Consider the following 23,563-nt stretch of genomic DNA (forward strand, 5'->3'; position numbering starts at 1 on the left):
CCATGGCAGTCAGCGCCAATCGACTTGAATTGCTCCAGATCGCCGACGCCGTCGCGCGCGAGAAATCGATCGACCGCGGCATCGTCATTGCGGCGATGGAAGATGCCATCGCCAAGGCGGCGCGGGCCCGCTACGGCAGCGAGACCGACGTTCACGCCGAGATCGACCCGAAGAAGGGCGAGCTTCGGCTGTCGCGCCACATGCTGGTGGTCGACAAGGTCGAAAACCATTCCAACCAGATCTCGCTGATCGACGCGCAGCGCGCCAATCCGGGCGCCCAGGTCGGCGACACCATCGCAGACACCCTGCCGCCGCTCGAATACGGCCGCATCGCCGCGCAGTCGGCCAAGCAGGTGATCGTGCAGAAGGTGCGCGAGGCCGAGCGTGATCGGCAATACCAGGAATTCAAGGACCGCATCGGCGACATCGTCAACGGCGTCGTCAAGCGCGTCGAATATGGCAGCGTGATCGTCGACCTCGGCCGCGGTGAAGCCATCATCCGCCGCGACGAGATGCTGCCGCGCGAAGTGTTCCGCAACGGCGACCGCGTCCGCGCCTACATCTTCGACGTCCGCCGCGAGACCCGCGGCCCGCAGATCTTCCTCTCCCGCACCCACCCGCAGTTCATGGCGAAGCTGTTCGCGCAGGAAGTGCCCGAGATCTACGACGGCATCGTCGAGATCAAGGCGGTCGCCCGCGATCCGGGCTCGCGCGCGAAAATCGGCGTGATTTCCCGCGATTCCTCGGTCGATCCGGTCGGCGCATGCGTCGGTATGCGCGGCTCGCGCGTTCAGGCGGTGGTGAACGAATTGCAGGGCGAGAAGATCGACATCATTCCGTGGTCGCCCGACATCGCGACCTTCGTGGTCAACGCGCTGGCGCCGGCGGAAGTCTCCAAGGTCGTCATCGATGAAGACCGCGAGCGTATCGAGGTCGTGGTCCCCGACACCAACAACCAGCTCTCGCTGGCGATCGGCCGCCGCGGCCAGAACGTTCGCCTCGCCTCGCAGCTCACCGGCTGGGACATCGACATCCTGACCGAGCAGGAGGAGTCGGAGCGGCGCCAGGCCGACTTCGAGAACTCCACCCGCGTCTTCATGGAATCGCTCAATGTCGACGAGGTGGTCGGCCAGCTGCTCGCCTCCGAAGGCTTCACCTCCGTCGAGGAACTCGCGATGGTGGACCTCAAGGAGCTCGCCAGCATCGAAGGTTTCGACGAGGAGACCGCGCAGGAGCTGCAGAGCCGCGCCCGGGAATATCTCGATCAGCAGGAGGCCGAGATCGAGGCCCGCCGCAAGGAATTGGGCGTCGAGGACGCCGTGAAGGACGTGCCCGGCGTGACCTCGAAGATGCTGGTGAAGTTCGGCGAGAACGACATCAAGACGGTCGAGGACCTCGCCGGCTGCGCCACCGACGATCTGGTCGGCTGGACCGAGCGCAAGGAAGGCGGCGAGCAGACCAAGTTCGCCGGAGCGCTCGACGGCCTCGGCATCTCCCGCGACGACGCGGAAGCCATGATCATGCAGGCCCGCGTCAAGGCCGGCTGGATCACCGAGGCTGACCTTGCCAAGCCGGCCGAAGAGGCTGACGCGGCCGAAGATCAGCCGGCTTAAGGGCGACGGAGGATGTCGCCCGGATGCTTGCCAGCGCTGACAGCGAACTTGACCATGGACCGCGGGCCGAAAGGTCCGCGACCATGCGCATGTGCGCGGTCAGCCGCGAGGTCCGGCCGATCGACGAACTGATCCGCTTCGTCGTATCGCCCCAAGGCGATATAGTTCCGGATCTCAAACGTAAGCTGCCCGGACGGGGCATGTGGGTCACGGCGTCGCGACAGGTGGTTGCGGAAGCCGTCCGCCGTCACCAATTTACCAAGGCCTTCAGGCGCGACCTGCGCATCCCCCAGACGCTTCCCGCCGACATCGAGGCGCTCCTGGTCCGGAGCGTGACCGAAGCTCTTGGGATTGCCGCCAAGGCGGGCCAGATCGTTGCCGGATTCGGCAAGGTCGAAACCGCCCTGCGGGAAGGTACGGTCGAGGTCCTGATCCACGCCAGCGACGGGGCCGCGGACGGAATCCGCAAATTGGACATGCTGGCGCGGCAAAATGCCGGAAATCGCGGTACCAGGCCGCAGATTCCGGTCGTCACCGCGCTGAAATCGATAGAATTGGATTTGGCACTTACCCGGTCAAATGTGATACATGCTGCCCTGCTCGCGGGCCCGGCGAGCAAGTCATTCCTGTCACGTAGCCAGATGCTGGTCCGATACCGGATGGCGGACGATGACAAGACTGCCGAAAAACCCGGCCAGGATTTCTGAGAGACAACGACGACCCGATAGGACGGTGCGGCAACGCACAACACTGATAAATCAGGATTAGGACTGCTGAATGGTTGATACCAAGACCCCTGACGACAAGAAGCTGAGCGTTCCGAGCAAGACGCTATCGCTCAAGCCGCGCGTCGAAACGGGAACTGTGCGCCAGAGCTTCAGCCATGGCCGCAGCAAGCAGGTCGTGGTCGAGAAGCGCGGCAAGCGCCGCATCGACGGCAGCCCTGAGCCGCAGTCGCCCACGATCGTCGCGAAGCCGGCCCCGGCCGCACCCGCGCCCACCCCGTCGCGCCCCGCGGCGCCGCCGCGCAACGCCGGCTCCGGCGTCGTGCTGCGCACGCTGACCGAGGACGAACGTTCCGCGCGCGCCAGCGCGCTCGCCGACGCCAAGGTTCGCGAAGTCGAGGAGCGCCGCCAGGCCGAGGAAGAGGCCCAGCGCCGCGCCGTTCGCGAGGCCGCCGAGCGCGCCGAACGCGAAGCTGCCGAATCCCGCCGCAAGGCCGAGGAAGAGCGTCATCGTCACGAGGAAGAAGCCAAGCGCAAGGCCGAAACCGAAGCCAAGAAGCGGTTTGGCGAAGGCGAGCAGCCGGCCTCCGGCGCGCGTCCCGCCGCAGCAGCCTCAGCCCCGGCGACCAGTGCTCCGCGTCCCGCCCCGACCGCCACGCGACCGGGAGCAACGACCACCGCGCGCCCGGCAACCACCACCACATCGCGGCCAGGAGGCCCTCTGGGTCGCGCGCCCGCCGTCGCTGCCGGCCCCGACGAGGACGATGGTCCGCGCCAGATCCGTCGTGGCCCCGGCGGCGCCGCCCGTCCCGTGGTCGCGCCCAAGCCCACTCACAAGCCCGGCCCGCAGAAGGAACGCGGCCGCCTGACGGTCGTGACCGCGCTCAATGCCGACGAAGTCCGCGAGCGTTCGATCGCCTCGTTCCGCCGCCGCACCCAGCGCCTGAAGGGCCATGCCGCGAACGAGCCGAAGGAAAAGCTCATTCGCGAAGTGGTCATTCCGGAAGCGATCACCATCCAGGAACTCGCCAACCGCATGGCCGAGCGCGCGGTCGACGTCATCCGCATGCTGATGAAGCAGGGCGCGATGCACAAGATCACCGATGTGATCGACGCCGACACCGCTCAGCTCATCGCCGAGGAACTCGGCCACACCGTCAAGCGCGTCGCCGCGTCGGACGTTGAAGAAGGCCTGTTCGACCAGGTCGACGATTCCACCGACACCGAGACGCGCTCTCCTGTCGTCACCGTTATGGGCCACGTCGACCACGGCAAGACCTCGCTGCTCGACGCGCTCCGCCATGCCAACGTGGTGTCAGGCGAAGCCGGCGGCATCACCCAGCATATCGGCGCCTATCAGGTCGTCTCGCCCGAGAGCGGCAAGAAGATCACCTTCATCGACACGCCCGGTCACGCCGCGTTCACCGCGATGCGCGCCCGCGGCGCCAAGGTCACCGACATCGTCGTGCTGGTGGTCGCGGCCGATGACGGCGTCATGCCGCAGACGATCGAAGCCATCAATCACGCCAAGGCGGCACGCGTGCCGATCATTGTTGCCATCAACAAGATCGACAAGCCCGATGCCAAGCCCGAGCGCGTCCGCACCGAACTGCTCCAGCACGAGGTTCAGGTCGAATCCTTCGGCGGCGACGTCGTCGACGTCGAAGTGTCCGCCAAGAACAAGACCAATCTCGACAAGCTGCTCGAGATGATCGCGCTCCAGGCCGAAATCCTCGACCTCAAGACCAATTCGGAGCGTCCGGCCGAAGGCACCGTGATCGAAGCCAAGCTCGATCGCGGCCGCGGTCCGGTTGCGACCGTGCTGGTCCAGCGCGGCACGCTTCGCGTCGGCGACATCATCGTCGCCGGTGCCGAAATGGGCCGCGTTCGCGCGCTGATCTCCGATCAGGGCGAGACGGTGCAGGAAGCCGGCCCCTCGGTGCCGGTCGAAGTGCTCGGCTTCAACGGTCCGCCGGAGGCCGGCGATCGCCTCGCGGTGGTCGAGAACGAAGCCCGCGCCCGCCAGGTCACCAGCTACCGCGCGCACCAGAAGCGCGAGAACGCGGCTGCCTCGATCTCCGGCATGCGCGGCTCGCTCGAACAGATGATGTCGCAGTTGAAGACGGCGGGCCGCAAGGAATTCCCGCTGATCGTCAAGGCCGACGTGCAGGGCTCGCTGGAAGCGATCCTCGGCTCGCTGGAGAAGCTCGGCACCGACGAAGTCGCAGCCCGCATCCTGCATGCCGGCGTCGGCGGAATCTCGGAATCCGACGTCACGCTCGCGGAAGGCTTCAACGCCGCGATCATCGGCTTCTCGGTTCGCGCGAACAAGGAGGCCGCTGCGGCCGCCAAGCGCAACGGCATCGAGATCCGCTACTACAACATCATCTACGACCTCGTGGACGACGTGAAGAAGGCGATGAGCGGCCTGCTCGCGCCGACCTTGCGCGAAACCATGCTGGGCAACGCCGAGATCCTGGAGATCTTCAACATCTCCAAGGTCGGCAAGGTTGCCGGCTGCCGCGTCACCGACGGCACCGTGGAACGCGGCGCCAATGTGCGCCTGATCCGCGACAACGTCGTCGTGCACGAAGGCAAGCTGTCGACGCTGAAGCGCTTCAAGGACGAAGTGAAGGAAGTCCAGTCCGGTCAGGAATGCGGGATGGCCTTCGAGAACTACCACGACATGCGTGCCGGTGACGTGATCGAGTGTTACCGCGTGGAGACGATCCAGCGCTCCCTGTAAGTCCAAATCTTACCGAAGCGCCCGGATCTTTTTGAACTGAAATTGAGGAAGTGCGATGGCCGGAGTTTTCCGGCCATCAGCGCCTCATTCGTTTCAACAGGTCAAACGACAATGCTCGTGTCCCAAACGCGGGCACGACGAGGTGATTTCCGACCATGCCGCGCCATCATCAGAAAAAGAGTTCCGCGCCCGGCGGCTCGCAGCGACAGCTGCGCGTCGGCGAGCAGGTTCGCCACGCGATAGCCGATATTCTGGCGCAAGGCAGCGTACATGATGCGGATCTCGAGGGTCACATCATCACCGTGCCGGAGGTGCGGATGTCGCCCGATTTGAAGCTCGCGACAATCTACGTGATGCCGCTCGGTGGCCGCGACACCGAGCTCGTCATCGCTGCGCTCGATCGCAACAAGAAATTCCTGCGCGGCGAAGTCGCGCGGCGCGTTAACCTGAAATTTGCACCTGACATTCGCTTCCGCGTCGACGAACGATTCGACGAAGCGGAACGGATCGAGAAGCTTTTGCGAACACCTGCGGTGCAGAAGGACTTGGACAAGAATCCGGAACAGGATCCGGATACGGATCGGGAAGAAGAACGATGATGATGGACCCGGCTCACGGCACGATCGGCAGCGATGAGGCCGATACGCGCGAGGTGCAAAAGAATAATTTTGCAGATGCCGGCGGCAATGCAGAGCCGCATCAGGAGGCGCGCCGCGTCAACAACGATCCGCGCGCGAACAAGCAGAAGGGCAATCAGGTGCGCCGCGACCGGCGCGACGTGCACGGCTGGGTCGTGCTCGACAAGCCCATCGGAATGACCTCGACGCAGGCCGTTGCCGTGCTCAAGCGCCTGTTCAACGCCAAGCGCGCGGGCCATGCCGGCACGCTCGACCCGCTCGCCTCGGGCGGCCTGCCGATCGCGCTCGGCGAGGCCACCAAAACGGTTCCCTTCGTCATGGACGGCCGCAAGCGCTATCGCTTCACCGTGTGCTGGGGCGAGGAGCGCGACACCGACGACATCGAGGGCCAGGTCACCGCGACCTCGGACCAGCGTCCGACCCGGGAGGCTATCGAAGCCCTGCTGCCCCGTTTCACCGGGGTGATCGAGCAGGTTCCGCCGCGCTATTCGGCGATCAAGGTTCAGGGCGAGCGGGCCTATGACCTCGCCCGCGATGGCGAAGTCGTGGAACTGGCCGCCCGGCCGGTCGAGATTCATCATTTAACCCTTGTGAATCAACCGGATAACGACCGCGCCGTATTCGAGGCCGAGTGCGGCAAGGGGACTTATGTCCGGGCGCTCGCCCGCGATATGGGCCGGATTCTGGGTACTTACGGCCATATCTGCGCGCTGCGGCGGACCCTGGTCGGCCCATTCAGCGAAAATGACATGATTCCGCTGGATCAGTTGGAGGCTTTGTGCGATAGAGCCGCGTCCGGCGAGGGAAGCCTCGCCGACGCGCTGATGCCCGTTGAGACCGCGCTGGACGACATCCCGGCACTGGCCGTCACTCGGGCTGATGCGGCAAGGCTCCATCGGGGCCAGGCCGTTTTGTTGCGCGGACGGGATGCGCCCACAAGTAGCGGCACAGTCTATGTCACGGTGGCAGGCCGTCTTTTGGCGCTTGCCGAAGTTGGCAATGGCGAAATCATCCCCAAGCGTGTGTTCAACCTGACCGGCTTGACTGCCTCAACCGGTCGCAACGAGAGAAATTGACGATGTCGATTGCCGCAGAACGCAAAGCGGAAGTCATCAAGACGAATGCTACCAAGGCCGGTGATACCGGCTCGCCCGAGGTTCAGGTCGCGATCCTGTCGGAACGCATCAACAACCTGACCAACCACTTCAAGACCCACGTGAAGGACAACCATTCGCGTCGTGGGCTCCTGAAGCTGGTCTCGACCCGCCGCTCGCTCCTCGACTACCTGAAGAAGCGGGACGAGGCGCGGTACAAGGCGCTGCTCGAGAAGCACAACATTCGTCGTTAAGAGTTCTTGCGCGCGCCACCGGCGCGCGTTTTTGCGCGTGGTTTCGAGCGAAAGCGTTTGTTTCAAGGTTTTTGATCGAGGCTCACGCGTACGTCCGGTGCGGGCCCATGAGGCTCCGCATCCGGAGCACGATCAGCGAAGACCGCGGTTCGGTGTTCGCGTTCGTGCCGACTGACAGTCCAGCAGCAATCCGGCGGCTGGGCGCAACGGGCAAGGTGCCCGTATGACCCGAAAGGATGGACGCCATCCGACATCCAAAAACCATGGCAGGATCGCAGGACGCTGATCGCCCGCTCCGGTCAGCGTCCTGCAATCTTGACATGGTTTTTGTTTTTCGAGCCGTCCCTTCTTTCGAGAACCCATGAAAGAAGACCTCTATGTTCAATAAGCATTCAGTCGAGATCGACTGGGGCGGACGCCCTCTCAAACTCGAAACCGGCAAGATCGCACGCCAGGCCGACGGCGCCGTCATCGCCACCTATGGCGAGACGGTGGTGCTCGCCACCGTCGTCGCGGCGAAGGCGCCGCGTGAAGGCGTCGACTTCCTGCCGCTGACCGTCGACTACCAGGAAAAGACCTACGCAGCTGGCCGCATTCCCGGCGGCTATTTCAAGCGCGAGGGCCGTCCGACCGAGAAGGAGACGCTGGTCTCCCGCCTGATCGACCGTCCGATCCGTCCGCTGTTCGTCGACGGCTGGCGCAACGAAACCCAGGTGATCGCCACCGTGCTGTCGCACGACATGGAGAACGATCCCGACATCGTCGCGCTGGTGGCCTCCTCGGCCGCGCTGACGCTGTCCGGCGCACCGTTCAAGGGCCCGATCGGCGCCGCCCGCGTCGGCTTCGCCAACGACGAGTTCATCCTCAACCCGACGCTCGACGAGATGGTCGACACCCAGCTCGACCTCGTCGTCGCCGGCACCGCCGACGCCGTGCTGATGGTGGAATCGGAAGCCAAGGAGCTGAACGAAGACATCATGCTCGGCGCCGTGATGTTCGGTCACCGCCACTTCCAGCCGGTCATCAAGGCGATCATCGAGCTCGCCGAGAAGGCCGCCAAGGAACCGCGCGAAGTCACTACAATCGACAACGCCGCGCTCGAGAAGGAAATGCTCGGCCTCGTCGAGCAGGAGCTGCGCGCCGCCTACGCGATTCCGGTCAAGCAGGATCGCTACGCCGCGGTCGGCAAGGTCAAGGAAAAGGTGATCGCGCACTACTTCCCCGAAGGGCAGGAGCCGAAATACGACAAGCTGCGCATCAGCGCCGTGTTCAAGGAGCTCGAGGCGAAGATCGTTCGCTGGAACATCCTCGACACCGGCAAGCGCATCGACGGCCGTGACTCCAAGACCGTGCGCAACATCATCGCCGAAGTCGGCGTGCTGCCCCGCGCCCACGGCTCGGCGCTGTTCACCCGCGGCGAGACGCAGGGCCTGGTCGTCACCACGCTCGGCACCGGCGAGGACGAGCAGTACATCGACGCGCTGTCGGGAACGTACAAAGAGACGTTCCTGCTGCACTACAACTTCCCTCCCTACTCGGTCGGTGAGACCGGCCGCCTCGGCGGCACCAAGCGTCGCGAGATCGGCCACGGCAAGCTCGCCTGGCGCGCGATCCACCCGGTGCTGCCGCCGCATCACGAGTTCCCCTACACGATCCGCGTGGTCTCGGAGATCACCGAATCCAACGGCTCCTCGTCGATGGCCTCGGTCTGCGGCGCTTCGCTCGCTCTGATGGACGCCGGCGTGCCGTTGAAGCGGCCGACGGCGGGCATCGCGATGGGCCTGATCCTCGAAGACAAGCGCTTCGCGGTTCTCTCGGACATCCTCGGTGACGAGGACCATCTCGGCGACATGGACTTCAAGGTCGCCGGCACCGAAGCGGGCATCACCTCGCTCCAGATGGACATCAAGATCGAGGGCATCACCGAGGAGATCATGAAGGTCGCCCTCGGCCAGGCCAAGGAAGGCCGCATCCACATCCTCGGCGAGATGGCGAAGGCGCTCACCAATGCCCGCGCCGAGCTCGGCGAATACGCGCCGCGCATCGAGACCTTCAAGATCGCGACCGACAAGATCCGCGAAGTGATCGGCACCGGCGGCAAGGTGATCCGCGAGATCGTCGAGAAGACCGGCGCCAAGGTCAACATCGAGGACGACGGCACCGTCAAGGTCGCCTCCTCCGACGGCGAGGCGATGAAGGCCGCGATCAAGTGGATCAAGTCGATCGCGTCCGATCCGGAAGTCGGCCAGATCTATGACGGCACCGTCGTCAAGGTGATGGAGTTCGGCGCTTTCGTGAACTTCTTCGGTTCGAAGGACGGCCTCGTTCACATCAGCCAGCTCGCTTCGGCGCGCGTGCAGAAGACCTCCGACGTCGTCAAGGAAGGCGACAAGGTCAAGGTCAAGCTGCTCGGCTTCGACGATCGCGGCAAGACCCGCCTGTCGATGAAGGTCGTCGACCAGACCACCGGCGAGGACCTCGAAGGCAAGGACAAGGGCGGCGAGGGCGAGAAGGCCCCGCGCGAAGCGGCCGGCGAGTAGTCGCTCCGCATATCAAAAACACGAAGGGCGGCCTTTCGGCCGCCCTTTTTGTTTGTCGCTCGCTGTGCGCTGGGATCAGGCCGCAAGGTCGAACCGGTCGAGGTTCATCACCTTGGTCCAGGCCTCGGCGAAGTCCTGCACGAACTGCTGCTTCGAGTCCGACGTCGCATAGACCTCGGCATAGGCGCGGAGCTGCGAGTGCGAGCCGAAGATGAGATCGGCGCGCGTGCCGGTCCACTTCACCGCATTGGTCTTGCGGTCGCGCCCCTCGTAGGAACCGTCGGCAGCCGGGGACCATTGCGTGCTCATGTCGAGCAGGTTGACGAAGTAGTCGTTGGAGAGCGTGCCCACCTTCGAGGTGAGGACGCCGGCCTTCGACCCGTTCGCGTTGGCGCCGAGCACGCGCAGACCGCCGACGAGCGCCGTGAGTTCGGGACCCGTGAGCTTCAGAAGCTGCGCGCGATCGACGAGCGCTTCTTCCTGCTGCAGGAACTGGTGCTTCTTGCCGACGTAGTTGCGGAAGCCATCGGCCCGCGGCTCGAGCGGCGCGAAGGAGGCAACGTCAGTCTGCTCCTGCGAAGCATCCATGCGGCCCGGCGTGAAGCCGACCTTGACGTCGACGCCGGCATCCTTGGCGGCCTTCTCGACCGCGGCCGAACCGCCGAGGACGATGAGGTCGGCGATCGAGACCTTCTTGGCACCTGACGACGCGTTGAAGTCCTTCTGGATCGCTTCGAGCTTGCCAAGCACCTTCGAGAGCTGGGCAGGCTGGTTCACCTCCCAGTCCTTCTGGGGAGCAAGACGGATGCGCGCACCGTTGGCTCCGCCGCGCTTGTCCGAGCCGCGGAACGTCGAGGCCGAGGCCCAGGCGGTCGAGACCAGCTCGGACACCGACAGGCCCGAAGCCAGGATCTTGGTCTTCAGCGCAGCAATGTCCTGATCGCTGACCAGCTCGTGGTTCACGGCCGGGATCGGATCCTGCCAGATCAGCGTCTCCTTCGGCACCAGCGGGCCGAGGTAGCGCTGGATCGGACCCATGTCGCGATGGGTCAGCTTGAACCAGGCGCGGGCGAACGCGTCCGCGAACTGATCGGGGTGTTCGAGGAAGCGGCGCGAGATCTTCTCATAGGCCGGATCGAAGCGCAGCGAGAGGTCGGTGGTCAGCATCGTGGGCCGATGCTTCTTCGACTTGTCGAACGGATCCGGAATGATGGCGTCGGCACCCTTGGCGGTCCACTGGTTCGCACCACCCGGGCTCTTCGTCAGCTCCCATTCGTACTTGAACAGGTTCTCGAAGAAGTTGTTGCTCCACTTCGTCGGCGTCGTGGTCCAGGTCACTTCGAGACCGCTGGTGATGGAATCACCGGCGAGGCCCGAGGCGTGCTTGCTCTTCCAACCGAGACCCTGGTCTTCCAGCGCGCCCGCTTCCGGCTCGGGACCGACCAGCGACGGATCGCCGGCACCGTGGGTCTTGCCGAAGGTGTGGCCGCCGGCGATCAGCGCGACGGTCTCTTCGTCGTTCATCGCCATGCGGAAGAAGGTCTCGCGGATGTCCTTCGCCGCGGCAATCGGATCCGGCTTGCCGTTCGGGCCCTCCGGATTGACGTAGATGAGGCCCATCTGCACGGCGCCGAGCGGCTCGGCGAGCTGACGCTCGCCGCTGTAGCGCTCGTCGCCGAGCCAGGTGCCTTCGGGACCCCAATAGAGCTCCTCCGGCTCCCAGACGTCGGCGCGACCGCCGGCGAAGCCGAAGGTCTTGAAGCCCATCGACTCCAGCGCGACGTTGCCGGCGAGCACCATCAGGTCGGCCCAGGAAATCTTGCGACCGTATTTCTGCTTGATCGGCCAGAGCAGACGGCGCGCCTTGTCGAGGTTGGCGTTATCGGGCCAGCTGTTGAGCGGAGCGAAACGCTGCTGACCGGCACCGGCGCCGCCGCGGCCGTCGGTGATGCGATAGGTGCCCGCGCTGTGCCAGGCCATGCGGATCATGAGGCCGCCATAGTGACCGAAGTCGGCGGGCCACCATTCCTGCGAATCCGTCATCAGGGCGGTGAGGTCCTTGACGACTGCGTTCAGGTCGAGCGTCTTGAATTCCTTGGCGTAGTCGAAGTCCTTGCCCATCGGATCGGACAGGCCGGAGTTCTTGTGCAGCATCTCGATGCTGAGGTTGGTGGGCCACCAGTCGCGGTTCGCTGGCACGCGTTTGCCGCCCGAAAACGGGCACTTCGAAGTGTCGTCCATGAATACCTCCTCTGGTGGCGTCGCACTCGCGCCATTGACCAGGTAGAACCACTCTAAGCGTCGCGTTCGATCAGGGGAAGTTGACTTTAATGATCGCTGCGATAGGTTTTTCTGATGATCAATCTGACGCTGCGCCAGCTGCGATATTTTGACGCGTTGGCGCGTCATGGTCATTTCGGCCGCGCCGCGGAGGCCTGTTCCATCTCGCAGCCGGCATTGTCGATGCAGATCAAGGAACTGGAGGAGGCGCTCGGCGGGCTGTTGCTGGAGCGCAGCGCGCGCCAGGTCGCGCTGACCCGGTTCGGCGAGGAACTCGCACAGCGCGTCCGCGAGATCCTGCGCTCGGTCGACGAACTCGGCGACTTCGCCCGCGCCTCGCAGGACCGCTTTGCGGGCCGCTTACGGATCGGCATGATCCCGACGATCGCGCCCTATCTGCTGCCCAAGATCACCAAGAATCTCACGCGCATGCATCCGGAGCTCGACATCCGCGTGCGCGAGACGATGACGCCGCGGCTGATCCAGGAGCTGGTCGAGGGCCGCCTCGACACCGCCATCGTCGCGCTGCCGGTGTCCGAACCCTCGCTCACCGAGGTCGCCTTGTTCGAAGAGAAATTCCTGCTGGTGCGGCCGGGCACGGATGCGGGCACCCCAGTGCCGTCGCGCGAGATGATGCGCGAGATGCGGCTGTTGCTGCTCGAAGAGGGCCATTGTTTCCGCGACCAGGCGCTGTCGTTCTGCAACATGCAATCGGCGCCGCCGCGCGAGATGCTGGATGCGAATTCGCTCTCGACGCTGGTCCAGATGGTCAGCGCCGGCATTGGCGTCACCCTGATCCCGGAGATGGCGGTGTCGGTGGAGACGCGATCGGCTTCGGTCTCGCTGTCGCGCTTCCGCGACCCGGAGCCGTCGCGTACCATCGGCATGGTCTGGCGCAAGACCAGTCCGCTGGCGCGCCAGCTGCTCCAGATCTCCGAGGTGGTGTGCCTGTCAGCAGGCAAGGCGCGCCCGCGGCAGACCGCGCGCGGCCAGAAAGCTTGAGAGGCCGCGATGGCAGATCCGATCATCCGTCCCGCCCGCACCGATGAATATGACGAGATCGGCCGCGTCTGGATGGAGAGCTGGGTCTCGACCGGGCTTGGCGAGGCCAGCGAATTCCTGCTGGCCAATCTGCGTGCGCGCATCCGGCGCGAGGTCGAGAACGGTTGGAGCCTGTTCGTCGCCGACGACGCCGGCACCATCGCCGCGATGCTGGCGCTGCATCTGCCAAATCTTTATCTCGACATGCTGTTCGTCGGGCCTGTCTATCAGGGGCAATCGCTCGGTCGAAAGCTGCTTGCCTTCACGCGCACGCAAATGCCCGACGAGATATACCTGCGCTGCGTCCGCGAGAATGAAAAGGCCTGGCGCTGGTATGAGCGCGAAGGATTCGTGTTCGAGAAGGAAGAGATCGAGCCGTCGAACGGCTTCATGATGAAGTACTACCGGTGGAAGAACAAAGAGAATGCCCCATGATCAAGCTCTATTGGTCGCCTCGCTCGCGTTCGTTTTCGACGTTGTGGCTGATGGAAGAGAGCGGCCTTCCCTATGAGCGCGTGCTCACCGACATTTCGACGGGCGCGCAGAAAGCGCCGGACTATCTGAAGATCAATCCGATGGGCAAGGTACCGGCGCTCAGCGATGGCGAAGCCGCGCTCGGCGAAGCCGCTGCGATCTGCGCCTACATCGCCGACCGCTATCCTGAAACGAAGCTGGCGCCCGCCGTGACCGATCCGCGCCGCGCGCGCTATCTGCAATGGCTGTTCTTCTCGCCGAGTTGCATCGAGCCGGCGATCATCCAGATCTTCACCAAGATCGAGGTGCCGACCTCGACCGCCGCCTGGGGCAGCGCGACTCAGGTCTTCGACGTGATGGAAGCGGCGCTGGAAAAGGGGCCGTGGATTCTCGGCGAGGAGTTTTCCGCGGCCGACGTCACGATCGGCTCGGGCCTGAATTTCGCGGTGCGCCTGTTCAAGATGGTGCCGTCGCGCCCGGCCTTCGATGCCTATATCGCGCGCTGCATGGCGCGGCCGGCGTTCCGGCGCGCAGAGACAATCGCGGCGGGTTAGCTTTCCGCCTTCAAATCGTCCGGCCTCGGCATCAGCACGATGTTGTAGCCGGAATCGACATAGTGGATCTCGCCGGTCACGCCGCCCGAAAGATCGGACAGCAGATACAGTGCCGAGCCGCCGAGCTCGTCGAGCGTGACGCCGCGGCGGAGCGGTGAGTGCTTTTGCATGAAGGCGAACATCGCACGCGCCTCGCCGATGCCGGAGCCGGCGAGCGTTCGGATGGGTCCGGCGGAGATCGCGTTGACGCGAATGCCGCGCGGTCCGAAATCGGAGGCGAGATAGCGCACCGAGGCTTCCAGCGCCGCCTTGGCCACGCCCATCACGTTGTAATTCGGCATCGACCGCTCGGAGGCGCCGAAGGTCAGCGTGATCATGCTGCCGCCGTCCGTCATCAGATCGGCCGCGCGCTTTGCAACCTCCGTGAAGGAGAAGCAGGAGATCACCATGGTGCGCGAAAAATTCTCGCGGCTGGTGTCGGCGTAGCGGCCCTTCAGCTCGTTCTTGTCGGCAAAGCCGATCGCGTGAATGACGAAATCGAGCTTGCCCCACTTCTCGCGCAAGACGTCGAACGTGGCATCGACGCTGGCGATGTCCTCGACGTCACAAGGCAGTACCAACTCGACACCAAGAGATTCCGCAAGCGTCTTGACGCGCTTGCCGAGCGCTTCGCCCTGGAAGGTGAAGGCAAGCTCGGCGCCATGGGCGTGCAGCGTCTTCGCCATGCCCCAGGCGATCGAATGATCATTGGCGATGCCCATGACCAGACCGCGCTTGCCTTTCATCAAACCTTCCATTGCAGGATCACCTTCCGCTTTCATGCCGGGCGCCGGGTTCAAAACGTGGATGGCCGGGACACAGGCGAGCGAAGCGACGCCGTCCTTCGGACGGCTATGCCCGGCCATGACGAGAAAATCAACGATGCGCCAACAATGCCGTCACACATCCATCCGGCTGAACACCAGCGTGGCGTTGGTGCCGCCAAAGCCGAACGAGTTCGAGAGCACGGTGCCGATCTTGACGTTGTCGATCCGCTTGCGCACGATCGGCATGTCGGCGAACACCGGATCGAGCTCCTGGATGTGAGCGCTCTCGCAGATGAAGCCGTTGTTCATCATCAGCAGCGAGTAGATCGCCTCCTGCACGCCGGTCGCGCCCAGCGAGTGGCCGGTCAGCGCCTTGGTCGCCGAGATCGGCGGGCACTTCTCGCCGGAGCCGAAGACGCGGCGGAGCGCGTCGATCTCGGGCGGATCGCCGGCCGGCGTCGAGGTGGCGTGCGGGTTGATATAGTCGACCTTGGTCTTCACCGTCGACATCGCCATGCGCATGCAGCGCTCGGCGCCTTCGCCCGACGGGGCGACCATGTCGTAGCCGTCCGAGGTCGCGCCATAGCCGACGATCTCGCCGTAGATGCGCGCGCCGCGCGCCCTGGCATGCTCGAGCTCTTCCAGGACGAGCACTCCCGCGCCGCCGGCAATGACAAAACCGTCGCGGTTGACGTCGTAGGGCCGCGAGGCGGTGGCGGGCGTGTCGTTGTACTTCGAGGACATCGCGCCCATGGCGTCGAACAGCACCGAGAGCGACCAGTCGAGCTCCTCGCAGCCGCCGGCGAAGACGACGTCCTGCTTGCCGATCTGGATCGTCTCATAGGCATTGCCGACACAATGGTTCGACGTCGCGCAGGCCGAGGAGATCGAATAGTTCACACCCTTGATCTTGAACCAGGTGGCGAGCGTTGCGGACGCCGTGGACGACATTGCCTTCGGCACTGCAAACGGACCGACGCGCTTCGGTCCCTTGGTGCGGGTGATGTCGGCGGATTCGACGATGGTGCGGGCCGACGGTCCGCCGGAGCCCATGATGATGCCGGTGCGGATGTTGGAGACTTCGTCGGGCGATAGGCCGGAGTCCTGGATCGCCTGCTCCATCGCGACGTGGTTCCACGCGGCGCCCTGGCCGAGGAAACGCATCGCGCGCCGGTCGACCACCGTCGAAGGATCGAGCGTGGGCGCACCTTGTACCTGCGAGCGGAAGCCGAGCTCGGCATATTTCTCGGCCCGCGAAATGCCCGACTTCGCCTCGTGAAGGCTCGCAAGCACTTCCTGGGTGTTGTTTCCGATCGACGAGACGATACCCATCCCGGTGACCACAACCCGCCTCATGACAGCCTCGCCTATATCGTTGTCTTCTTGATGATGCGCGTTAGCCCAGGTTCACGCCCTGCTTGAACAGACCGACCTTCAGATCCTTGGCGCGATAAATAATCTGGTCGTCGACCGAAAGCCATCCGTCGGCAATGCCGAGCACGAGCTTTGAACGCATCACGCGCTTGATGTCGACGTTGTACACAACCTTGCGGGCCTCGGGCAGCACCTGGCCGCTGAACTTTAATTCGTTCAGGCCGAGCGCGCGGCCACGCCCTTCGCCTCCGGTCCAGCCGAGGTAAAAGCCGACCATTTGCCACAGCGCATCGAGGCCGAGGCAGCCGGGCATCACGGGGTCGTTCTTGAAGTGGCAGCCGAAGAACCAGAGGTCGGATTTCACGTCGAGCTCGGCGCGTACCAGGCCCTTGCCGAACTCGCCGCCATTGTCGTTAATTTCCGTGATGCGATCGAACATCAGCATCGGCGGCAGCGGCAACTGAGCGTTGCCCGGACCGAACATTTCGCCGCGGGCACAGGCCAGCAGATCTTCGTATTCGTAACCGTTGCGCCTGTTCAGCATGCGGAAGCCTCTGTTTGAACCCCGATTGAGCGGCGTTTCTGGCAAAAATGGGCCCCGTTTAGTTCGGAAAGCAACGCCTTTCGCCGTCGTCAGCAGGCGCGAATGCCGAGAGCCCGGATGGACCTGCGAACCATGGACTTGCGAACCCGGCCTCAATGCCCGGCCGCGCCACATCAGGCTCAGCGGAACCGCGCGCTCTCTAACACAGGCCATTTCGGTGGCAAAGCAATCTCATGAAGGTAAAATGACGGGACTCGGGTCCGGTTCCTTGCGGGATTAGAACCGCTCTAGTTGCGAGAAACTTGCATCTGCATCTATCTGTCCTTATATTGCAGGTAGATAGTGTCAACGCGTGCCTGAATTTTGGAAATGAGCGAGAACAACGCGCCCCGTCGCGACGATGACGTCCATGCGGCCCTTCTGTCCGGCCGCCAGCCGGCCCTGACGGGTTGCCCATGGCACGACGTCAATGAAATGCTCCAGTCTGCCGGCCTGCGCCCGACGCGCCAGCGCATGGCTCTGGGCTGGCTGCTGTTCGGCAAGGGCGCACGCCACCTCACGGCCGAAATGCTCTATGAGGAAGCGACCCTGGCCAAGGTCCCGGTCTCGCTCGCGACCGTCTACAACACGCTGAACCAGCTGACCGATGCCGGCCTGCTGCGCCAGGTCAGCGTCGACGGCACCAAGACCTATTTCGACACCAACGTCACCACCCACCACCATTACTACCTCGAGAACAGCCACGAGCTGGTCGATATCGAGGACCCGCATCTGGCGCTATCCAAGATGCCGGAGGTGCCCGAGGGTTACGAGATCGCGCGCATCGACATGGTCGTGCGCCTGCGCAAGAAGCGCTGAGAGCGATCCAAACCGCTGAATTGGTCGTCATGGCCGGGCTTGTCCCGGCCATCTACGTTCTTGGGCTAGGCGCTGGAGCCCGCCGCGTCAGTTCACCTGCTCGTCGGCATAGACGCCCCAGAGGCGTTCCTGCTGAATCCACCCGTCAAAGCCGTTGCCGGTGACGTGGCACCAGCCGGTGGTGCATTTTTTCACCGTCGTGACGACGCCGGCCTGGAGTTTGGCCGCCACTGCGCTGTCGGAATCGGCGCGGTCGTAGATCGGCGCAAGCTCGTCCTTGTGCTTCATGGTGACCACCGCAGTGCGGCGGCCCGACAGCAGCGAGTGATAGACCCAGCCCTCGGCGCCTTCGGAATCGCGCACCCGCCGCCAGTTCTCAAACTCCGCGGTGATTTCGACCGGCAGGCCGGCGCGGGTGTAGACCCAGGCCACGTCATTGTCCTTGGTCGGGCCGGCGCGAACGTTCACGTGATCCGATTTGAGGCTGACATAGCGCGGCACCGGCAGGCCGCTCGCGGTCTGGGGTGTGGTGTCCTTGGCCGAGTGCCCGGGGCTGACCGAAGCGCTCAACCAGGTGCAAACGAGCGTCATCACCGAACAAAAACGCCCCAACGCCATCAACCCGTCTCCTGTCGAGGACCCGGCTGGGCCAGGTTCCTCACCCCGAATTCCAAAACCTGCCGCGCAATCCCTCCCGCCCCACGCGGTGTTCCCGAAGCCAACTTGTCTTGGCCCGGCCTTCTGCTAGAGAGGACGGACACTTGAACAACCAGTTTGTCCCGATTTTCCGGCCGGAAATCTCGGGAGAGCTTGAAGGAAACGCCGGGGACCACACGGCCAAGGCAGTGTCGAACAACCGGGTTAATGAGGCCTCAACGGCCGGCCTTTGGCGACAGAGGCGGCCTGCAACGCCTCATGAGGGCAGGACATGTCGGTGAAAAAAAAGCCCCTTGTCGTGGTGACGCGCAAATTGCCGGACTCGATCGAGACCCGGATGCGCGAACTGTTCGACGCCCGCATCAATCTCGACGACACGCCGATGTCCGCCGAGCAGATCGCCGAAGCTGCGCGCACCGCCGACATCCTGGTTCCCACGGTCACCGACCACATCAGCGCCGACATCGTCAACCAGCCCGACTGCAAGCTCCGCCTGATCGCCAATTTCGGCAACGGCGTCGACAATATCGACGTCGAAGCCGCGCATGCCCGCGGCATCACCGTCACCAACACGCCGAAGGTGCTGACCGAAGACACCGCCGACATGACCATGGCGCTGATCCTGGCGGTGCCGCGCCGGATGATCGAGGGCGCTTCGGTGCTGACGGAAGGAAAGCCCTGGGCAGGCTGGTCGCCGACATGGATGCTCGGCCACCGCATCGGCGGCAAGCGCCTCGGCATCATCGGCATGGGCCGTATCGGCCAGGCGGTGGCACGCCGCGCCCGCGCCTTCGGCTTGCAGATCCACTATCACAACCGCCGTCCCGTCGCGCCGAAGATCGCCGAAGAGCTTGGCGCGACCTATTGGGAAAGCCTCGACCAGATGCTGGCGCGGATGGACATCATCTCGGTGAACTGTCCGCACACGCCGGCAACCTATCACCTGCTGTCGGCGCGGCGGCTGAAGCTGATCCGCAAGGACGCCTACATCGTCAACACCGCACGCGGCGAAGTCACCGACGAGGACACGCTGATCAAGCTGATCGAAGGCGGCGAGATCGGCGGCGCCGCCCTCGACGTCTATGAGCACGAGCCTGCGGTCAATCCGAAGCTGGTGCGGCTTGCGAAGGCCGGCAAGGTGATCCTGATGCCGCACATGGGCTCGGCCACGATCGAGGGCCGCGTCGAGATGGGCGAGAAGGTGATCATCAACATCCGCACCTTCCTCGATGCCCACAAGCCGCCGGATCGCGTGCTGCCGAGCATGCTCTGAGGCTGAAGACCGATCGCACTCAGGTGCGGTGGGCGCTGAGATCGGCGATGACAGGCCCGTCGCCATTGAGCGGATTGGCCGGGTCGCGCGCGTAGCGCAGCGTTTCGAAGCGCATCGCGCGCGCATCGATCATCAGGAGGCGGCCGACCAGGCCGTCGCCGAAACCGACGATCTCGCGGATCGCCTCCAGCGCCATCATCGAGCCCATCACGCCCGCAAGCGCACCCATGACGCCGGCTTCGGCGCAAGCCGGCACGGTGCCGGGCGGCGGCGCCTCCGGAAACAGGCAGCGATAGGTCGGATTGAACTCACCCTGCTCGTTCGTCTCGTGCGCACGGATGGTGGTGAGTGAACCATCGAATGTGCCGAGCGCCGCGGTAATCAGCGGCCGCTTCGCAAAGAAGCAGGCGTCCGAGGCCAGATAGCGCGTCGAGAAATTGTCGGACCCGTCGAGCACGAGATCGTAATCGCCGATCAGGCTCAGCGCATTGTCGGCATTGAGCCACGTGGCATGACCAACGAAATTCACATGCGGATTGAGCGCCGCGATCCGCTCAGCCGCGCTCTCGACCTTGTGCCGGCCGATGTCGGGCGTCGTGTGGATCACCTGGCGCTGAAGATTGGACAACGACACCACGTCGTCATCGACCACGCCGAGCGTTCCGACGCCGGCGGCAGCCAGGTACATCAGCGCGGGCGCGCCGAGCCCGCCGGCGCCGATCACCAGCACGGAGGCCCGCTTCAGCGCGGCCTGGCCGGGGCCGCCGACATCGCGCAGCACGATATGACGGGCATAGCGTTCGAGTTCGTCCGGGCTCAGCACTGTCTCTTACTCCTGAACCACCCCGAGATTGTTCGCGACCAACGAGATGTGCTTCAATGGCAGCGCGTTCAATGGGCTGGCTGGATTTGTCATGAGATCGATGCTTGCGGCAACACTGATGTTGGCGTCGGCCACAGGCGCCGGCGCCCAGATGACGACGCCGCAGGTCCCCGGCACCAAGCCAAAGGCGGTCCAGACCGTGCCGATCAAGCCGCCCGCCCTGCAGACGCCGTCGGAAACGGCCGACGCGATGGCGCAGGCCGAGCGGCTGTCGCTGCAATCCGACCTGGCCTGGGTCGGCGAATATAACGGCGCCATCACCGGCGACGTCAGCTCGCGCATGGTCGACGCCATCAAGGAATACCAGAAGGCCAAGGGCGGCAAGCCGACCGGTGTGCTGAATCCGCAGGAGCGCGCCGCGCTCGCCGAGACCGCACGGCGCAAGCAGGACAGCGTCGGCTGGAAGATCGTGACGGAGATGACAAGCGGCGCGCGGCTCGGCATTCCCTCCAAACTGGTGCCGCAGCAGGCCACCGACGCCAGCGGCTCGAAATGGAGCTCGCCCACGGGAACGGTGCAGGTGCTGCTCAGCCGCCGCAAGGAAGCGAACCCGACCAGCGCAAAACTCGCTGAAACAGAGAAAAAGGAGCCGGCCGGGCGCAAGGTCGACTACACCGTGGTGAAGCCGGGCTTCTTCGTGCTTTCAGGGTTGCAAGGCCTGAAGAAGTTTTACGTGCGCGGGACCTTCAAGGGTGACGAGGTCCGGATCATGACGATCCTCTACGACCAGGCGACCGAAAACACGGTCGAGCCGGTCGTGATCGCGATGTCGAGCGCGTTCAATGCGTTTCCCACGGCGCCCCAGGCCGGACCGCCGCCGCGCAAGACCGTCGAATATGGCACCGGCCTCGTCGTCAGCGACGATGGTGCGATCGTCACGGATCGTCTCGTCACCGATTCCTGCCTCGCGATCACAATCGGCGGCTACGGCAATGCCGATCGCCTCGCCGAGGACAAGGAGCACGACCTCGCGCTGCTGCACATCTATGGCACGCGCGGCTTGAAGCCGCTCAGCCTCGCTGGCGGCGCGGCGAAGGCAAGTGTCGATGTCGTCGGCATCGCTGATCCCCAAAGCCAGGGCGGCGCAGCCGGCGTGTCGAGCGTCAGCGGAGCGCTCGCGCCGGTGACGGCGAGCGACTCCGCGCTGTCGCCACCGCCCGCCGTCGGCTTCTCCGGCAGCCCGACCATCGACAACGATGGAAAATTCGTCGGCATCGCGCTGCTGAAGCCGGCGATGGTCGCGGGTCCTTCGACAGCGGTGCCGGCGTCACAGGCGGTGATGGTCTCCGCCGATGTGGTGCGCGATTTCCTGAAGGCGAACGCGGTCACCGCGAACGGCACGTCGACTGATGCGAAGGCCGCCGTCGTGCGCGTGATCTGCGTGCGGAAATAGCAATCAACTCAGCCTGAACCGGATCCCGCTCTTCGCGAGGCCGCCGGAGATCCCGACCGGCGTGCCATCCGCACGCCAGCAGGCGGCGCCGGTCATGGTGCCGTCGTCGTGGAAGGCGATGCCGTTCATGCCGCCGGCAACCGTTGCGACAGGCTCAACCTTGTGGCCGAGCATCGCGAGTTTTTCACGCACGGCCTCGGGCACGGCCTGCTCGACCTCGAGCGCGTTGCCCTCGGTCCAGACGCGCGGCGCCTCGACCGCTTCCTGCAAGCTCATGCCGTGGTCGATCAGGTTGATCAGCGCCTGCATCGCGCTCGGAAAGATGCGCTTTCCCCCGGGCAGGCCCAGCGCATAGCGCAGCTTGCCGTCGCGTAGCGCCATCATCGGCGACATCGAGGTCGTGACGCGCTTGCCCGGCGCAAGCGACAGCGCGTGGCCCGGCCGCGGATCGAACAGGTTCATGTAATTGTTGGCGATGGCCCCCAAGCCCGGAATCATGATCTTGGCGCCGAACAGGTTGTTGATGGTCTGCGTGGTCGCGACCACGTTGCCGAAACCATCGGCCGCCGTCATGTGCGTGGTGTGCGCGCTTTCGAGCTGCATGACGCCGGCGCCCCAGGCTTGCGCCCGCGCCGGATCGATCGCGCCGCGGCGCTCCTCGGCGTAAGCCTTCGAGGTCAGCTTCTCCACGGGCACCCCGACATAGTCAGGATCGCCGCTGGCGGCGGCGCGATCAGCGAAGGCGATCTTCAGGACTTCGGCGAGATAATGAATTGTCTCTGATGTGCCGAAGCCGAGGCTGCCGATGTCATACCCCTCAAGAATGTTCAGCATCTGCGCGATATGCACACCGGAAGCCGCAGGCGGCGGCGGGCCAAAGATGGCCCAGCCGCGATAGTCGGCGCGGATCGGCTGCCGCTCGACGGTCTTGTAGCTGGTCAGATCGTTACGGCGGATGAAGCCGCCGGCCTTTTCCATGTAGTCGGCGAGGATGTCGCCGAGCGGCCCCTCGTAGAGCGCTTGCTCGCCGTGTTCGGCGATGTAGCGGAGCGTCTCCGCATATTCGGCCTGCACCACGCGCTCGCCGACCTTGAGCGGCTCACCGCCGGGCAGGAAGATCGCCGCGATCGGCTTGTCCTTGCGCATCTCGGCGGCGCTTTCGCTGATGCATTCGTGCAAATAGGGCGTCGCCGCGTAGCCGCGCGCGGCGTGCTTGATCGCGGGCTGCATGACGTCGGCGAGGCTCATGGTGCCGAAGCGCCGCAGCGTCTCGCACCAGGCTTTCAGCGAGCCCGGGGTCGCAACCGCTTTCGGGCCGTTGAGGTTCTCGTTGCCGACGGTGTCGAACACGTCGTGAGCCGAGCCCGGCCTGGAGGTGTAGGTGGTGTCGCGTACCGAAGCGGGCACCGTGCTCTGGCCGTCGATGACGCGGTGGCTGCCATCGGCGAGCCTGATATGGGCCATGCCGCCGCCGATGATGCCGACCATCATCGGCTCGACCACGGTCAGCGTGAACAGCGTCGCAATCGCGGCATCGATGGCGTTGCCGCCGGCCGCCAGCATCTCGGCGCCGGCGCTGGAGGCGAGCGGGTGGTTGCTCACCACCATGCCGCGGCTCGAGACCGCCGGCATCTTCTGGCATTCAAAAGTGGTAGCCGTCCGGTCCCGCCAGTTGCCGCTCATGCCGCTTACCCTTCTTCTTGTTCACGACGGCGAGCACATCATACGCACTTCTACGGGTCCAGTACTGGTACGGATTAACTGGCATTCCCGATTCTGCCATCATCGTCAGTGTTGATTCGGACATCCGCGGTCC

21 protein-coding genes are annotated in these 23,563 nt (G+C 64.7%); 13 read left to right on the forward strand and 8 right to left on the reverse strand.

The annotated features are described in order from the left end of the window. The first annotated feature begins 2 nt into the window (after nucleotides 1-2). The 7 genes from nusA (at nucleotide 3) to pnp (ending at nucleotide 9,610) form a co-directional block, all read left to right on the forward strand. The gene (gene nusA, locus QY049_RS30940) at nucleotides 3-1,613 is read left to right on the forward strand and encodes a transcription termination factor NusA (protein WP_194478656.1); all 1,611 of its coding nucleotides are present in this window, start codon (nucleotides 3-5) and stop codon (nucleotides 1,611-1,613) included. Nucleotides 1,614-1,636: 23 nt separating this feature from the next. Continuing rightward, nucleotides 1,637-2,320: an RNA-binding protein gene (locus QY049_RS30945; RefSeq protein WP_258764362.1), complete on the forward strand. Its 684-nt coding sequence runs from the start codon at nucleotides 1,637-1,639 to the stop codon at nucleotides 2,318-2,320. Between the two features lie 70 nt (nucleotides 2,321-2,390). Then, on the forward strand, nucleotides 2,391-5,084 hold the full coding sequence (gene infB / locus QY049_RS30950) for a translation initiation factor IF-2 (RefSeq protein WP_194478658.1): 2,694 nt from the start codon (nucleotides 2,391-2,393) through the stop codon (nucleotides 5,082-5,084). A 155-nt stretch (nucleotides 5,085-5,239) separates the two neighbouring features. Continuing rightward, nucleotides 5,240-5,683 (forward strand): 30S ribosome-binding factor RbfA, encoded by a 444-nt coding sequence (gene rbfA / locus QY049_RS30955; protein ID WP_194478659.1) that lies wholly within the window; start codon nucleotides 5,240-5,242, stop codon nucleotides 5,681-5,683. Further along, nucleotides 5,680-6,798, forward strand: a complete 1,119-nt coding sequence (gene truB / locus QY049_RS30960; protein ID WP_258764363.1) for a tRNA pseudouridine(55) synthase TruB — start codon at nucleotides 5,680-5,682, stop codon at nucleotides 6,796-6,798. Before rbfA ends, truB begins: the two co-directional genes overlap by 4 nt. 2 nt (nucleotides 6,799-6,800) lie before the next feature. After that, on the forward strand, nucleotides 6,801-7,070 hold the full coding sequence (gene rpsO, locus QY049_RS30965; protein ID WP_018644188.1) for a 30S ribosomal protein S15: 270 nt from the start codon (nucleotides 6,801-6,803) through the stop codon (nucleotides 7,068-7,070). A 377-nt stretch (nucleotides 7,071-7,447) separates the two neighbouring features. Continuing rightward, on the forward strand, nucleotides 7,448-9,610 hold the full coding sequence (gene pnp / locus QY049_RS30970) for a polyribonucleotide nucleotidyltransferase (protein ID WP_194478661.1): 2,163 nt from the start codon (nucleotides 7,448-7,450) through the stop codon (nucleotides 9,608-9,610). Nucleotides 9,611-9,685: 75 nt separating this feature from the next. Here pnp and katG read toward each other — a convergent pair whose 3' ends face one another. Then, the gene (gene katG, locus QY049_RS30975; protein WP_258764364.1) at nucleotides 9,686-11,851 is read right to left on the reverse strand and encodes a catalase/peroxidase HPI; all 2,166 of its coding nucleotides are present in this window, start codon (nucleotides 11,849-11,851) and stop codon (nucleotides 9,686-9,688) included. A 114-nt stretch (nucleotides 11,852-11,965) separates the two neighbouring features. Between katG and QY049_RS30980 the strand changes: the two genes are divergently transcribed. From QY049_RS30980 to QY049_RS30990, 3 genes are read left to right on the forward strand one after another with little or no spacing between them, the layout of a single operon-like run. Beyond that, nucleotides 11,966-12,892, forward strand: coding sequence for a hydrogen peroxide-inducible genes activator (locus QY049_RS30980; RefSeq protein WP_194478663.1), 927 nt, complete (start codon nucleotides 11,966-11,968; stop codon nucleotides 12,890-12,892). A 9-nt stretch (nucleotides 12,893-12,901) separates the two neighbouring features. Beyond that, complete coding sequence (locus tag QY049_RS30985) at nucleotides 12,902-13,366, forward strand: GNAT family N-acetyltransferase (RefSeq protein WP_258764365.1); 465 nt, start codon at nucleotides 12,902-12,904, stop codon at nucleotides 13,364-13,366. After that, nucleotides 13,363-13,959 (forward strand): glutathione S-transferase family protein, encoded by a 597-nt coding sequence (locus tag QY049_RS30990; protein WP_258764366.1) that lies wholly within the window; start codon nucleotides 13,363-13,365, stop codon nucleotides 13,957-13,959. The genes QY049_RS30985 and QY049_RS30990 overlap by 4 nt, the downstream gene beginning before the upstream one ends. Here the strand turns inward: QY049_RS30990 and fabI are convergent. The 3 genes from fabI to fabA all read right to left on the reverse strand — a co-directional run bounded on the left by fabI (nucleotide 13,956) and on the right by fabA (nucleotide 16,683). Next, complete coding sequence (gene fabI, locus QY049_RS30995) at nucleotides 13,956-14,756, reverse strand: enoyl-ACP reductase FabI (RefSeq protein WP_258764367.1); 801 nt, start codon at nucleotides 14,754-14,756, stop codon at nucleotides 13,956-13,958. The two genes, QY049_RS30990 and fabI, sit on opposite strands and share 4 nt — an antisense overlap. Before the next feature lie 141 nt (nucleotides 14,757-14,897). Further along, nucleotides 14,898-16,121 (reverse strand): beta-ketoacyl-ACP synthase I, encoded by a 1,224-nt coding sequence (gene fabB / locus QY049_RS31000; RefSeq protein ID WP_194478667.1) that lies wholly within the window; start codon nucleotides 16,119-16,121, stop codon nucleotides 14,898-14,900. Nucleotides 16,122-16,161: 40 nt separating this feature from the next. Next, a complete protein-coding gene (gene fabA, locus QY049_RS31005; RefSeq protein WP_194482543.1) occupies nucleotides 16,162-16,683 on the reverse strand; it encodes a bifunctional 3-hydroxydecanoyl-ACP dehydratase/trans-2-decenoyl-ACP isomerase in 522 nt (173 codons plus the stop codon). 369 nt (nucleotides 16,684-17,052) lie between these two features. Between fabA and irrA the strand changes: the two genes are divergently transcribed. Next, nucleotides 17,053-17,541 carry an iron response transcriptional regulator IrrA gene (gene irrA, locus QY049_RS31010; RefSeq protein ID WP_194478668.1) on the forward strand — a complete coding sequence of 163 codons (489 nt, stop codon included), beginning with the start codon at nucleotides 17,053-17,055 and terminating at the stop codon, nucleotides 17,539-17,541. An 87-nt stretch (nucleotides 17,542-17,628) separates the two neighbouring features. On the opposite strand, the gene QY049_RS31015 is transcribed toward irrA, so the two are convergent. Further along, complete coding sequence (locus QY049_RS31015; RefSeq protein ID WP_301270380.1) at nucleotides 17,629-18,159, reverse strand: SH3 domain-containing protein; 531 nt, start codon at nucleotides 18,157-18,159, stop codon at nucleotides 17,629-17,631. Nucleotides 18,160-18,469: 310 nt separating this feature from the next. On the opposite strand from QY049_RS31015, the gene QY049_RS31020 reads away from it, so the two are divergent. Beyond that, nucleotides 18,470-19,471, forward strand: coding sequence for a D-glycerate dehydrogenase (locus QY049_RS31020; RefSeq protein ID WP_194478670.1), 1,002 nt, complete (start codon nucleotides 18,470-18,472; stop codon nucleotides 19,469-19,471). Nucleotides 19,472-19,490: 19 nt separating this feature from the next. Here QY049_RS31020 and QY049_RS31025 read toward each other — a convergent pair whose 3' ends face one another. Continuing rightward, nucleotides 19,491-20,294 (reverse strand): molybdopterin-synthase adenylyltransferase MoeB, encoded by an 804-nt coding sequence (locus QY049_RS31025; protein WP_258764369.1) that lies wholly within the window; start codon nucleotides 20,292-20,294, stop codon nucleotides 19,491-19,493. 91 nt (nucleotides 20,295-20,385) lie between these two features. On the opposite strand from QY049_RS31025, the gene QY049_RS31030 reads away from it, so the two are divergent. Beyond that, nucleotides 20,386-21,747, forward strand: a complete 1,362-nt coding sequence (locus QY049_RS31030) for a serine protease (protein ID WP_258764370.1) — start codon at nucleotides 20,386-20,388, stop codon at nucleotides 21,745-21,747. A gap of 3 nt (nucleotides 21,748-21,750) precedes the next feature. Here QY049_RS31030 and ggt read toward each other — a convergent pair whose 3' ends face one another. After that, nucleotides 21,751-23,430, reverse strand: a complete 1,680-nt coding sequence (gene ggt, locus QY049_RS31035; protein ID WP_258764371.1) for a gamma-glutamyltransferase — start codon at nucleotides 23,428-23,430, stop codon at nucleotides 21,751-21,753. Further along, the gene (locus QY049_RS31040) at nucleotides 23,390-23,554 is read right to left on the reverse strand and encodes a hypothetical protein (RefSeq protein ID WP_258767126.1); all 165 of its coding nucleotides are present in this window, start codon (nucleotides 23,552-23,554) and stop codon (nucleotides 23,390-23,392) included. The genes ggt and QY049_RS31040 overlap by 41 nt, the downstream gene beginning before the upstream one ends. Nucleotides 23,555-23,563 lie beyond the last annotated feature (9 nt).

The organism is Bradyrhizobium sp. WYCCWR 13022 (assembly GCF_030435535.1).
Classification (GTDB): Bacteria; Pseudomonadota; Alphaproteobacteria; order Rhizobiales; family Xanthobacteraceae; genus Bradyrhizobium.